12 protein-coding genes and 1 pseudogene are annotated in these 12,404 nt (G+C 74.5%); 9 read left to right on the top strand and 4 right to left on the bottom strand.

Translation table 11 applies throughout. The annotated features are described in order from the left end of the window. Positions 1–319: pseudogene (locus NH602_RS20530) on the top strand (hypothetical protein); the annotation flags it as partial. A gap of 9 nt (positions 320–328) precedes the next feature. Continuing rightward, complete coding sequence (locus NH602_RS20525; protein ID WP_062400680.1) at positions 329–1,117, top strand: RNA methyltransferase; 789 nt, start codon at positions 329–331, stop codon at positions 1,115–1,117. On the opposite strand, the gene NH602_RS20520 is transcribed toward NH602_RS20525, so the two are convergent. After that, the gene (locus NH602_RS20520; RefSeq protein ID WP_253068654.1) at positions 1,105–2,691 is read right to left on the bottom strand and encodes an AMP-binding protein; all 1,587 of its coding nucleotides are present in this window, start codon (positions 2,689–2,691) and stop codon (positions 1,105–1,107) included. The two genes, NH602_RS20525 and NH602_RS20520, sit on opposite strands and share 13 nt — an antisense overlap. A gap of 113 nt (positions 2,692–2,804) precedes the next feature. Continuing rightward, positions 2,805–4,013 (bottom strand): MFS transporter, encoded by a 1,209-nt coding sequence (locus tag NH602_RS20515; protein ID WP_253068653.1) that lies wholly within the window; start codon positions 4,011–4,013, stop codon positions 2,805–2,807. A gap of 45 nt (positions 4,014–4,058) precedes the next feature. On the opposite strand from NH602_RS20515, the gene NH602_RS20510 reads away from it, so the two are divergent. Beyond that, positions 4,059–5,264 carry an ROK family transcriptional regulator gene (locus tag NH602_RS20510; protein WP_253068652.1) on the top strand — a complete coding sequence of 402 codons (1,206 nt, stop codon included), beginning with the start codon at positions 4,059–4,061 and terminating at the stop codon, positions 5,262–5,264. Between the two features lie 10 nt (positions 5,265–5,274). Here NH602_RS20510 and NH602_RS20505 read toward each other — a convergent pair whose 3' ends face one another. Beyond that, the gene (locus tag NH602_RS20505; RefSeq protein ID WP_073576223.1) at positions 5,275–7,011 is read right to left on the bottom strand and encodes a pyruvate dehydrogenase; all 1,737 of its coding nucleotides are present in this window, start codon (positions 7,009–7,011) and stop codon (positions 5,275–5,277) included. 227 nt (positions 7,012–7,238) lie between these two features. Between NH602_RS20505 and NH602_RS31455 the strand changes: the two genes are divergently transcribed. After that, entirely contained in the window at positions 7,239–7,364 is a 126-nt protein-coding gene (locus tag NH602_RS31455) for a hypothetical protein (protein ID WP_256495297.1), read from the top strand. 128 nt (positions 7,365–7,492) lie between these two features. On the opposite strand, the gene NH602_RS20500 is transcribed toward NH602_RS31455, so the two are convergent. Next, the gene (locus tag NH602_RS20500) at positions 7,493–8,380 is read right to left on the bottom strand and encodes a 3-keto-5-aminohexanoate cleavage protein (protein ID WP_253068651.1); all 888 of its coding nucleotides are present in this window, start codon (positions 8,378–8,380) and stop codon (positions 7,493–7,495) included. 62 nt (positions 8,381–8,442) lie between these two features. Between NH602_RS20500 and aroQ the strand changes: the two genes are divergently transcribed. From aroQ to NH602_RS20475, 5 genes are all read left to right on the top strand, one after another. Further along, a complete protein-coding gene (aroQ, locus tag NH602_RS20495; RefSeq protein ID WP_083658734.1) occupies positions 8,443–9,042 on the top strand; it encodes a gamma subclass chorismate mutase AroQ in 600 nt (199 codons plus the stop codon). 98 nt (positions 9,043–9,140) lie between these two features. Beyond that, a complete protein-coding gene (locus NH602_RS20490; RefSeq protein WP_179760927.1) occupies positions 9,141–10,187 on the top strand; it encodes a leucyl aminopeptidase in 1,047 nt (348 codons plus the stop codon). Further along, the gene (locus NH602_RS20485; protein WP_073576220.1) at positions 10,184–10,933 is read left to right on the top strand and encodes an aspartate/glutamate racemase family protein; all 750 of its coding nucleotides are present in this window, start codon (positions 10,184–10,186) and stop codon (positions 10,931–10,933) included. The genes NH602_RS20490 and NH602_RS20485 overlap by 4 nt, the downstream gene beginning before the upstream one ends. Positions 10,934–11,133: 200 nt before the next feature. Next, positions 11,134–11,838 carry a GntR family transcriptional regulator gene (locus tag NH602_RS20480; protein ID WP_179760925.1) on the top strand — a complete coding sequence of 235 codons (705 nt, stop codon included), beginning with the start codon at positions 11,134–11,136 and terminating at the stop codon, positions 11,836–11,838. Next, positions 11,835–12,404 (top strand): ADP-ribosylglycohydrolase family protein (locus NH602_RS20475; RefSeq protein WP_253068650.1); only part of this gene is annotated, 570 nt, incomplete at its 3' end. The genes NH602_RS20480 and NH602_RS20475, both read left to right, overlap by 4 nt.

Raw genomic sequence — 12,404 nt, 5'->3', positions numbered from 1 at the left:
CGTCGCGGGCGTCGCGGTGGCCGGGGTGCTGTTCGGCGCGGGCGGCGGGCTCTGCCTCAACGCCGGGCTCACCCGCGTCGGCCGGCTGGCGCCGGCGTCCGGGCGGGGCGCGGTGAACGGGCTGTTCTACACCGCCGCCTACACCGGGTTCGCCACGCCGTGGCTGGCCACCGCGTTCGTCGCGACGACGGCGCTCGCCGCCCCGCTGGCGGTGCTCGCCGCCGTGGCCGCGATCACCGCCGGATGGCTCGCGGTCCGCTCCGGAGATCCGGACCGGGCACCCGGTCCCGGCCGGTCCCCGGACGCCCCGCCGTCCTAGGCTCGTCGGGTGCCCGACCTGACCAGTACCGCCAACCCGCGTGTCAAGAACCTGGTCCGGTTGCGCACCCGCCGCCACCGCGACGCCGCGGCCGTCACCGTGATCGAGGGGCACGACGAGCTGGCGCTCGCGCTCGACGCCGGCGTGGAGCCGACCGAGGTGTACTGGGCGCCGGACCTCGTGCGCTCGGACGCGCTGCTGGCCCGGATGCCGTCGGCGCGGGTGTTCTCGGTGACCCGCGAGGTGTTCGCCCGGATCGCCTACCGCGAGTCCCCGGACGGCTGGCTCGCCGTCGCCCCGGCCCCCGGCCGCCCGCTCGACGAGCTGGACCTCGGCCCGGACCCGCTCGTGCTCGTCGCCGAGGGTGTCGAGAAGCCCGGCAACGTCGGGGCGATGCTGCGGACCGCCGAGGCGTGCGGGGTGGACGCGGTGGTGATCGCGACCCCGGAGCGCGGCGGCACCGACTTCGCCAACCCCAACGTGGTGCGGGCGTCGAAGGGGACGGTGTTCGCGGTGCCGGTCGCGTCCGCGTCCACCACCGAGGTCCTCGACTGGCTCGACCGGCGCGGCATCGCCACCCTCGTCACCACCCCGGCCGGGACGACCGGGCTCGCCGGCACCGACCTGACCGGGCCGACCGCGCTGGTCATCGGGACCGAGGCCACCGGGGTGACCGACGCCTGGCTCGACCGGGCCGACGCCACGGTGGTCATCCCGATGCGCGGGCGGGTCAACTCGCTCAACGCCTCGATCGCCGCGGCCGTGGTGCTCTACGAGGCGGTCCGTCAGCGCGGCTGACCGACGAGCTCGGCGCGCAGCCGCTTCTTGTCGGTCTTGCCGATCCCGGTCAGCGGGATCCGTTCGACGAACTGCACGGTGTCCGGCACGTACATCGCGCCGGCGCGGTCGGCGACGAGGCCGGTCAGCTCGTCCGGGCTCGGCGCCGGGGAGTCGGTGACGACGGCGGCGTGCACGGTCTCGGTGCCGTCGTCGTCGGGCACCCCGAAGACCGCGGCGTGCCGGACGGCCGGGTGCTCCATGAGCAGGTCCTCCAGCTCGGAGGTGTACACGTGCCCGCCCACGACGACGATCATGTCCTTGACCCGGTCGAGCAGGTGCAGGTAGCCGTCGGCGTCCTGGCGGGCGACGTCGCCGGTCCGCACCCACCCGTCGACGACGGTGGCGGCGGTCAGCTCCGGCTGCTTCCAGTAGCCGTCCATCTCCATGCCGGTGTGCACCCACAGCTCACCGCGCCCGCCCGGGGCGACGGGGCGGCCGTCGGCGTCGGTGATCGCGATCGTGGTGGTGGGGATCGGCCGCCCGACGGTGCCGAGCAGGTCGGGGTCCCGGTGCTCCTCGGCGGTGAGCACGCTGATCCCGCCGGCCTCGGTCTGGCCGTAGAACTGGGTGAACACCGGGCCGATCCGGCGCAGCGCCTCGGCGATGCGCCGCGGGTTGGCCGGCGCCCCGCCGTAGACCAGCGACCGCAGCGACGACATGTCGGTCCGGTCCAGGTCGGGGTGGTCGAGCAGCCGGTAGATCAGCGGTGGCAGGAGGAAGGTGTGGGTGATCCGCTCCCGCTCGACCGCGGCGAGGAAGGCGCCCGCCTCGAAGCCGTCCTGGAGAACGACGGTCCCGCCGTCGGCCAGGGTACGGTCGGCGAGCGACCCGCCCACGTGGGCGACCGGGGTGGCGACGAGAAGCCGCGCGCCGGCGTCGCCGCTGCCGAACCCGCCTGCCCCGCGGCGCATCGCGGCACCGCGACGGTGGTGGTCGAAGGTGTAGGTGATGCCCTTCGGGTGGCCGGTGGTGCCGCCGGTGTGCCGGATCTGCTCGATGGCGTCCGGCCGGGCGCGGCCCCGGACCGGCTCGGTGGACGCCGTCGCGGCCTCGGCCGTCACGTCGGTGTCGGTGCCGTGCGGGCCGAGCCAGAGCACGTCGACGCCGGGGACCAGCGCGAGGACGGGCTCGGCGGTCGTCGCGGCGTCGGCGTCGGCGAGGACGAGCGGCGCCTCGACGTCGTCGACGATGCGGGCCTGCGCGGCGGCGGACAGGCCCTCGTGCGGCTGGGCGATGCCCGCCCCGAGCAGCGTCACCGCGAGCCGCGCGACGACCGCCCCGGGTGTGTTGCCGGCCAGCAGCGCCACGACCCGGCCCGACTCGACCCGGCCGTCAAGGGTGTGGGCGAGCCGGTGCACGGAGTCCACGAGCTCGCCCGCGGTGATCCTGCGGTCGCGGTGCACCACGGCCTCGCGGCCGCGGTCGGCGGCGAGGGCGTCGAGGAGCTCCTCGACGTCGCTGTGCAGGGCGGCCCCGCTCTGCGTGGCGGCGCCGTGGCGCGGCGCGGTGGCGCTGTCCAGATCGGCGGACATGTCCGGGCTCCTCTCGACGAGATCGTTGTCTTACGCAACGATCAACTCGAGGGCAGGCTTCCCGGAGGTGATCTGATCGACACCTCTCGCTTGTGTGAGCTACCAGGCGGTCCTCAGGCAGCCAGGGCGAGCTCCTCGCGCCGCTCGGAGCGCTCCATTCGAACCGCAACCCCCAACGCGGCCAGCCCCAGCAGCGGCAGCACGGTCGCGACCGCGGCGGGCGCGGTCCAGCCCCATCCGGCGGCCAGCACCAGGGCACCCAGCGCGGCCCCGAGGGCGTTGGACACGTTGAACGCGGCGTGGTGCAGTGCCGCGCCCAGAGTCGGACCCTCGCGACCGGCGTCCATCAGCCGGGTCGCCAGCGCCGGTGTGGTCGCGGTGGTGGTGAACGCCAGTGCGAACAGCGTGACCAGCGCGAACACCGGCGAGGACGCGGTGAGCGCGAACAGGGTCATCGACACCGCGGCGGCGGCGAGCCCCGAGGCGATCGTGCGGACCGGCGCAGTCTCGGCGAGCCGGCCGCCGACCTGGTTGCCGAGCGTCATGCCGACCCCGAACACGGCGAGCGCGAGCGGCACGGCCGCGGTGGCGAGCCCGGACACCTCGGTGAGCACCGGGGTGATGTAGCTGTACACGGCGAACGAGCCGCCGAACCCGGTCGCGATGACCGCCATCGTGATCCAGACCTGGCCGCGGCGCAGCGCCGACAGCTCACCCAGCACCGAGCCGCGGCGCTCGTCGCGGACGTCGGGGACCAGCCGCCAGACGGCCAGCATCGTGAGGGCCGCGACGGCGCCGACGGTCAGGTAGGCCGCGGGCCAGCCCGCGTTCTGCCCGAGCCAGGTCGCGCCCGGGACGCCGACGATGTTGGCGATCATCAGCCCGCTCATCACCGTCGCGATCGCCCGTGGCCGCCGCTCGCGGGGGACCAGCGAGGCGGCGAGCACCGATGCGGTGCCGAAGTAGGCGCCGTGCGGCAGCCCGGCCAGGAACCGGGTGGCGACGAAGGTGCCGAAGGTCGGGGCGAACGCCGACGCCACGTTGGTCACCGCCAGCGCGCCCGCCAGGGCCAGGACGAGGTGCTTGCGGGGCCACCGCGCGCCGAGCACGGCGAGCACCGGCGCGCCGACGACGACGCCGAGCGCGTAGGCGCTGATGGCCGTGCCGGCCTGCGGCACGGTGGCGCCGAGGTCGGCGGCGAAGGCCGGCAGCAGACCCATCGAGGCGAACTCGGTGGTGCCGATGGCCAGGCCGCCGAGGGCCATCGCGGCGAGCGCGGGCCCGGTGGTGGGAGACTGGGACGAGGTGGAGGCTTTTTTCATCGCGACACGAGGATAAATCTCGGGAGGCCGGAGGTGTCAAACCGGATGACGTCGATGTCGGCCGGTTCACGTTCCGGCACGGATGCGCCCGGGCGCGCCGAGACCGACCGCTGGCGCGCCACCGCCGAGGTCCTGGACGCGGTGCGCCGCGAACCGGGCCTCACCCGCGTCGAGCTCGCGCGGCGGCTGCGCCTGGCCAGCGGCTCGGCCACCGAGATCGCGGCCCGGCTGCGCGACCTCGGCTGGGTCACCGAGGAGCGCGCGCCCTGCGGGGGGCGCGGGCGGCCGACCACGACGCTCGCCCCCAACCCGGACGGGCCGGGGGTCGTCGCCGTCGACGTGCGGTTCGAGGGCTGGCGGGCGGGGCTCGCCGGGCTGGACGGGGTCCCGGCCACGCTGCTGTCGGGCCCGCACCGCCGTCGCGACCCGGACGCCGTCGCGGCGGAGCTGGACGGGGTGGTCGGCGAGCTGGTCGCGCAGGCGCCCGGACCGGTGGTGGCGGTCGGGATCGGGGTCGCCGCGACCGTGGTCGACGAGCATTTCGCCGAGTCCGGTGGCGGCCAGGGCTGGAGTCCGCTGGACGTGCGCCGGATCGGTGCCGGGCTGGGCCTGCCGGTGCTGGTCGGCAACGACGCGAACCTGGCCGGTGTCGCCGAGGTCCGCGACGGTGCCGCGGCCGGTGCGGGCACGGCGTTGTTCCTCACCGTCGAGGTGGGCATCGGCGGCGCGCTGCTGCTCGACGGGCGTGCCCAGGCCGGTGCCCGGGGCGCGGCGGGGGAGCTGGGGCACCTGCCCTTCGGTGACCCGGCCGCCCGCTGTGCCTGCGGTGCCCGCGGCTGCTGGACCACCGGCGTCGACGGCCGGGCGCTCGCCCGGATGCTGGGCGAGCCCGAGCCGGACGCTCCGTACAGCTACGCACGCACCGTGCTCGACCGCGCCTCGGCCGGTGAGCCCGGCCCGTCGGCGGCGGTGACGAGCGCGTCGGCGGCGCTGGCCCGCGGCGTCGCCGGCCTGGTCAACGCGCACGACCCGGAGGTCGTCGTGCTGGCCGGGCTCGGGCCCGCCCTGCGCGCCGCGGCGCCGGAGGCGTTCGCCGTCGCCTATGACGACGGTCTGATGGCTTTCCGCCGCGCCCTCGCGCCGCCGGTGCACGACGACGCGCACGGCGAGGACGGCGTGCTCCGGGGGGCCGCCGCGATCGCGCTGGACCACGCGGTCTCGGCTCCCGGGCTCGCCGCCCGCGCCGGCTGAGGCGCCCTGCTCAGGGGCGGGGGATCGACCGCAGGTTGCTGCGCGCCAGCTCGACCATCTTCCCGACGCCGCCGTCGAGCACCGTGCGGGTCGCGGCGAGTGCGAACCCGCGGACCTGCGCCGCGGTGATGTGCGGCGGGATGGACAGCGCATTCGGGTCGGTGCGCACGTCGACCAGCGCCGGACCGCGGTGGTCCAGCGCCCGGCGCAGCGCCGCGCGCACGTCGGACGGGTCGTCGACGGCCTCGGCGTACAGGCCGGCGGCGCGGGCGATCCCGGCCAGGTCCGCCGGGCCGTGGTCGGTCTGGAAGGACGGGTAGCCCGCCACCATCATCTCCAGCCGGATCATGCCCAGCGATCCGTTGTTGAACGCGACGACGGTCAGCGGCAGGTCGTGCTCGGCCGCGGTCAGCAGCTCGCCGAGCAGCATGGTCAGCCCGCCGTCGCCGGACAGCGACACCACCTGCCGGTCCGGGTGGGCGAGCTGGGCGCCGATCGCGTGCGGCAGGGCGTTGGCCATCGTCCCGTGCCGGTAGGAGCCGATGATCCGGCGCCGGCCGTTGGGGGACAGGTAGCGCGCCGCCCACACGTTGCACATCCCGGTGTCGACGGTGGCGATCGCGTCGTCGGCCATCTCCTCGTCGAGGACCGCCGCGACGTGCTCGGGGTGGATCGGGCGCAGGTCGGAGACCTTGTGCGTGTAGGCGCCGACCACCTTCTCCAGCGCCTCGGCGTGGCGGCGCAGCATCCGGTCGAGGAAGGAGCGGTCGGTCTTCTCCGCGATCCGCGGCAGCAGCGCGTCCAGGGTGGACGCGGCGTCGCCGTGCACACCCAGCTCCAGCAATGTGCGCCGGCCGAGGCGCGCGGGGTCGGTGTCGATCTGCACGGTGCGGGCCTGCGGCAGGAACGAGTCGTAGGGGAAGTCGGTGCCGATCAGGACCAGCAGGTCGGCCTCGTGGGTCGCTTCGTAGCAGGCGCCGTAGCCGAGCAGCCCGGACATGCCGACGTCGTGGGCGTTGTCGTACTGGATCCACTCCTTACCGCGCAGCGAGTGGCCGATCGGCGCCTTCACCTTCTCGGCGAGGGCGAGCACCTGCTCGCGGGCGTGCTCGATCCCGGCGCCGACGAACAGCGTCACGGTGTCTGCGGCGTCGACGAGCCGGGCCAGCTCGGCCACCTGCTCCTCCGACGGCCGCACGACGCCGGTGGGCGGGGCCAGGTGCGAGGTGCCGGTGTCGTTCGGCGCGTCGAGCGCGCTGACGTCGCCGGGCAGGACCAGCACCGCCACGTCGGACTCGGCGAGCGCGGTCTGCATGGCGATCCGCTGCATCCGGGGCATCTGCTCGGGCCGCGAGATCAGCTCGCAGTACGCCGAGCACTCGGTGAACAGCCGCTCCGGGTGCGTCTCCTGGAAGTAGCCGGTGCCGATCTGGGTCGACGGGATGTGCGAGGCGATCGCCAGCACCGGCGCACCGGTGCGGTGGGCGTCCATCAGGCCCTGGATCAGGTGCGTGTTGCCCGGGCCGCAGCTGCCGGCGCAGACCGCGAGCCGCCCGGTGAGCTGGGCCTCCGCCGCGGCCGCGAGCGCGGCGGCCTCCTCGTTGTGGACGTGCACCCACCGGATGCGGCCGTCGCGGCGGATCGCGTCCGCGATCGGGTTGAGACTGTCACCCACCAGCCCGTAGATGCGTTCGACGCCGGCCTGGTGCAGCAGCTCGATCATCTGGTCGGCCACGGTGCGGCTCATGTCGTTCCTCCTCGCGCTGGGGTGCGAGGGCCGTGTTCCCGGTCCGGCACCGGGCCGAACCGTTCCGTCGTGTGACGACGCCCGCGCACCGTCCGGCGCACCGCAGGTCACGACACGCGCATCGGAATCGATTCCCGCACTGCACGGGAACCCGTATGTGAGTACTTTCCCCTCACATTCCTGGGAGGGGACACGAAATGATCATTCTTGGTCTGATCCTGTTGCTGGTGGGGTATTTCGCCGGCATCCAGCTCCTCTACTACATCGGCGGTCTGCTGGTGATCGTCGGTGTGGTCCTGTTGATCCTCGGAGCGATCGGACGTCCGGTGGCTGGGCGGAAGGCCTGGTTCTGACCGGGCCGGCCGGAGCCGGCCGCGGGAATCCGCGGACCGGCTGACGGCCGGCGTCGCCGAATTCCCCGCGGGGGTGTGTGTCCGGGTCGACCGGAAACGCACCCCCGTGGTGTGTCACGGCGAAAGGATCACCCGTGCGGCCGGATTCCGAGAATGTCGCGGGCGGCCGTGGGGGAGGCCGGTGTCGCGCCCACCCGGTCCAGCACGCCCAGTGCACCGTCGAGCAGCTCCCGGTTGGACGGCGCCGTGCCCCGGCCGTCGTCGAAGTCCTCCAGGCCGACCCGCAGGTGCCCGCCGCGGCGCACCGCCAGCTCGGCCAGCCCGGAGGCGACGACGTCACCGCCCAGCACGGCCACCGACCACGGCAGGCCCGAGGGCTCCAGCAGCTCCAGGTAGGCCTCCAGTGCGGCGGGCGTCGGCGGCAGCCCGAACTGCAGCCGGTCGGCGAAGTACAGCTTCACGATCGCGCCCGGCGGGACCCGCCCGTGCCGGTGCAGGGTCAGCGTGGTGCGCAGGAACCCCGGCTCGAAGATCGAGATGCTCGGGGCGGCGCCCAGCTCGGCGGTGCGGGCGAACATGTACTCGGTGTCGGCGAAGGAGTTCTGGTACGGCTCCGGCGCCGCCGCGTCCGGGCAGGTGCCGTCGTCGAGCAGGCCGACGTTGACCGAGCCGGGGTCGACCAGTGTCATGTGTCCGCGCCGGCCCAGCTCCTCGACGTGCGCCCACCGCCGGGTCACCGGGATGTCCCGGGCCCCGGCCGCCATCGTCGGGTAGAGCAGCGCGTCGGGGTGCGCGGCCACGACCGGGTCCCAGGCCGCCAGGTACGGCTCGACGGCGTGTACCCCGTCGACGGTGAACATCGGCTCGTCGTTGTGGTGGTGCACGATCGCCGCGCCCGCGTCCAGGACGTCGACGGCCTGCTCGGCCACCTCCGCCGGGGTGCGGGGCACGTGCGGGTTGCGCTCCCGCGTCGTCGTGCCGTTCAGCGCCACTTCCAGGATGACCGCGGTGTCCACGCCCGCCAGCATCGCCGCAGGCGGCGGTGGGGCGCGACCGTTGCGGTCGTAGGCTCGCCGCTGTGATCGGCACACGCGGTACCGCACTGGCCGGGGCGCTCCTGGTCCTGGGCCTGCTGGCCGGGTGCGGCGACCAGCCCCTCCCGCTGACCGAGGGGCCGCCCGGCGCGTCCCCGGCCGACGGGCTCATCCGGGTCGTGCAGCTGTCCGCGCAGCGCGCCCAGGTCTCCGACCAGGTCGCCGCGGCGAAGTTCGGGACCGGGGCGGCCGTCACCGACCCGGCGCGGGAGGCGGCCGTCGTCGCGCAGGCGCGGGCGGACGCGATCCGCGACGGCGTCGACCCCGACTGGACGGCCCGGGTCGTCGCCGACCAGATCGCGGCGAGCACCCAGGTGCAGAACGACCTGATCCGGCAGTGGACCGACCGGCCCGACACGCGTCCGGCGCAGCGGCCCGAGCTGGCCCGGGTGCGGCCGCAGCTCGATCGGATCGGCGACGAGCTCGTGGCCGCCCTGAAGCTGACCGGACCGGCCCGGGCGAACGAGGAGTGCCCGTCGACCCTGGCCCAGGCCGCGGTCGAGCAGGCGCAGGGGCTCGACGAGGTCCACCGCAACGCCCTCGGGCGGTCGCTGAAGTCCGTCTGCGACGGCGCCCCCGGCTGATCCGCCTCGTGTGACGGTGCCGTTTCCGCTCGTCCGAAGGTCTTGCGTATCCGGATAGTACGTGCTCGGATTAATAGGACGAGACACGGAGGTGCGCGATGGACCAGAACCTGTTCAACGACATCTGCCTGCAGCAGCTGACGCTGTCGGGCGTGCACGAGGGGGAGACGGTCGTCGTGCTCACCCGGGGCGCGGAACGGACCGAGTACGCCGACGCGTTCCTCTGGGCGATCCAGAAGCTGGGCGCGACCGGCTACCACATGCGGCTGCCGTCGCCGGCGAGCGCGGGCGGCGCCTGGGCGGTCGGCGACTCCGGCCTGGGGAACATCCCACTGGCCGTGGACGCCCTCAAGGCCGCGGACATGGTCGTGGACTGCACGTTCCTGCTGTTCAGCAAGGAGCAGTTCGCGATCCAGGACGCGGGCACCCGTATCCTCACCGCGGTCGAGCCGCCCGAGCTGCTGGCCCGGCTGATGCCGACCACCGAGCTGCGCGAACGCGTCGAGACCGGCGCGGAGCTGCTGGCCAAGGCCTCGACCATGCGGATCACCAGCCCGCACGGCACCGACGTGACCTACCAGCTCGGCATGTACCCGACGCTGAGCGAGTACGGCTACACCGACACCCCCGGTCGCTGGGACCACTGGCCCGCGGCGTTCGTGTTCACCGGCGGCTCCGACGACGGCGTCGACGGGAAGATCGTCCTCGCCCCCGGGGACGTGCTGCTGCCGTTCAACACCTACGTGCAGACCCCGGTGGAGATCACCATCGAGCAGGGCTTCATCCGCGACATCCGCGGCGGCGCCGGCTCCTCCGGTCTCGACGCGGACCTGCTCCGCTCCTACATCGAGTCCTTCGACGACCCGCGCGGCTACGGCATGAGCCACGTCGGCTGGGGTCTCGACGAGCGCGCCCACTGGCACGGCCTGACCCAGTTCGGCGGCGGCATGGGCATGGAGCTGCGCAGCTTCTACGGCAACGTCATGTTCTCGATCGGCCCGAACAACGAGCTCGGCGGCCCGAACGACACCGCCTGCCACTTCGACATCCCGATGCGCGGCAACTCCCTGTTCCTCGACGACGAGCTGATCGTCGACGCCGGAGAGCTGACCGTGCCGGAGATGAAGCCGGTGGCGCGCCGATGACGCGCGACCACCACATCGGCATGATCGTCCCGTCCTCGAACCTGACGATGGAGACCGAGCTCCCGCGGATGCTGCGCGCCCGGGAGGACGTGCTGCCCGACGACCGGTTCGTCTTCCACGCGGCGCGGGCCCGGATGCAGCACGTGACCCCCGAGCAGCTGCGCGCGATGAACGCCCAGGCCCAGCGGGCCGCGGCCGAGCTGGCCGACGCCCGGCCGGACGTCGTCGCGACGGCCTGCCTGGTCGCGATCATGGCGCAGGGCCCCGGCTACCACTGCACCGCCGAGGACGACATCACCGCCGCACTGCGGGCGGAGGGCTCCGACGCCCCCGTCGTCTCCAGCGCCGGAGCGCTGCTGTCGGGGATCGCCGCGCTCGGCGCGACCCGGGTCGCGATCATCACCCCGTACATGGAGCCGCTGACGAAGGCGGTCGTGGACTACCTCGAGGACGCAGGGGTCGAGGTCGTCGACTCGCTGTCGCTGCAGGTTCCCGACAACCTCGCCGTCGCCCGGCTCGATCCGGCCGACCTGCGCGAGCACTGGCGCAGGCTGGATCTGACCGGCGCCGACGCGCTGGTGCTCAGCGCATGCGTGCAGATGCCGTCGCTGCCGTCGATCGAGGCGGTGCAGGACGAGGCCGGCATACCGGTGCTGTCCGCCGCCACCGCGACCACGCACCGCATCCTCACCGGGCTCGGGCTGGAGCCACGGGTGCCCGGGGCGGGGGCGCTGCTCGCCGGCTGAGGCCGTACGACCGGGACCCGCGTGCCGCGCCGGCACGTGGGTCCTCGTCGTGTCCGCGGGCCGGATGCCCACATGGTCCTTCTCCGGGGAGTGTCGACGTCCCCGGAGAGCACTCCCGGCTCCACGGAGAAGGATCACCGGTGTCGGCGGGCCGGTGGAGGGGGTGGACGCGGCCTGCCCCGTGCTGTACATGTTTGTACATGTCTGAACAGGGTGGGCGTTCCAAGAGGGCGCGCCTCGTCGAGGACCTCGCCGGGCGGATCCGCTCCGGCCGGTTGCCGAACGGTGAGCAGCTCCCGGGGGAGAACCAGCTCGCCCGCACCTACGCCGTCTCCCGCGGCACGGTCCGCAGCGCGCTGGCCGAGCTCGCCCGGCGCGACCTCATCACCACCGAGACCGGCGTCGGCTCGTTCGTCACCTTCGACGGGTCGCCCCTGGACCAGCGGCTCGGCTGGGCGCAGGCCTTCGCCGCGTCCGGCGCGGCTGTCGGCACCGAGCTGCTCGGCATCACCGCGGGCGGCGACCCCGGTCCCACCGGGTACGAGGGGCCACTGGTCACCGTGCGCCGGCTGCGGCGCGCCGGGGCCGTCCCGGTCTCGCTGGAGACCGCCTCGCTGCCCGCCACCGGTCACCTCGCGCGGCTCCCGGAGACCGGGCTCGTCGACGGCTCGATCACCGCCACCCTCGCCGCGGCGGGCCTGCTCGGCATCGCGGGGGAGCAGTGGATCGCGGTGGCCCCGCTCGACACGGCCGACGCCGTCACCCTCGAACGCGAGCCCGGCGAGCTGTTCCTGCACGCCGTCCGGGTCACCCGCGACGCCCGCGGCGGGCTCGTCGAGCACGTCGTCAGCCTGCTGGACCCGCAGCGCTTCCGGTTCCACCTCGCGTTCGGACAGACCCGGTGAGCGACCCGCACGACCGCGCACTGGGCGCGCTGCTCGGCCTCGCCGTCGGCGACGCGCTCGGCATGCCCACCCAGTCGCTGTCCCGGTCCGCGATCGCGGAGCGCTACGGCGTCGTCGACCGGCTCCTCGACGGCGCCGACGACCAGCCGATCGCCCCGAAGCTCCCCGCCGGCACCGTCACCGACGACACCGAGCAGGCGCTGCTGCTCGCCCGGATCCTGCTCGACCACGACGGCCGGGTCCCGCCCCGGGTGTTCGCCTCCGTCCTGGAGGAGTGGGAGCAGGACATGATCCGGCGCGGGTCGCTGGATCTGCTCGGCCCCTCCACCCGCCGGGCCCTGACCCGGCTCGCGGACGGCGAGCCCCCCGAGATCGCCGGCCGCGACGGCGTCACCAACGGCGCCGCGATGCGTGTCGCGCCCGTCGGCATCGCGTACGCCGGCCCGCGGCTCCTCGACGCCGTCGTCGAGTCGGCGGTCGTCACCCACCACACCGCACCCGGGATCGCGGCCGCCGCCGCGGTGGCCGCCGCGGTGTCGGCCGGGGTGTCCGGCGCGGGGCTCCCT

Origin of the sequence: Pseudonocardia sp. McavD-2-B, from assembly GCF_024124365.1 — a bacterium.
Lineage (GTDB): Bacteria > Actinomycetota > Actinomycetes > Mycobacteriales > Pseudonocardiaceae > Pseudonocardia > Pseudonocardia alni.
This window is presented reverse-complemented; position numbering and strand designations above follow the sequence as displayed.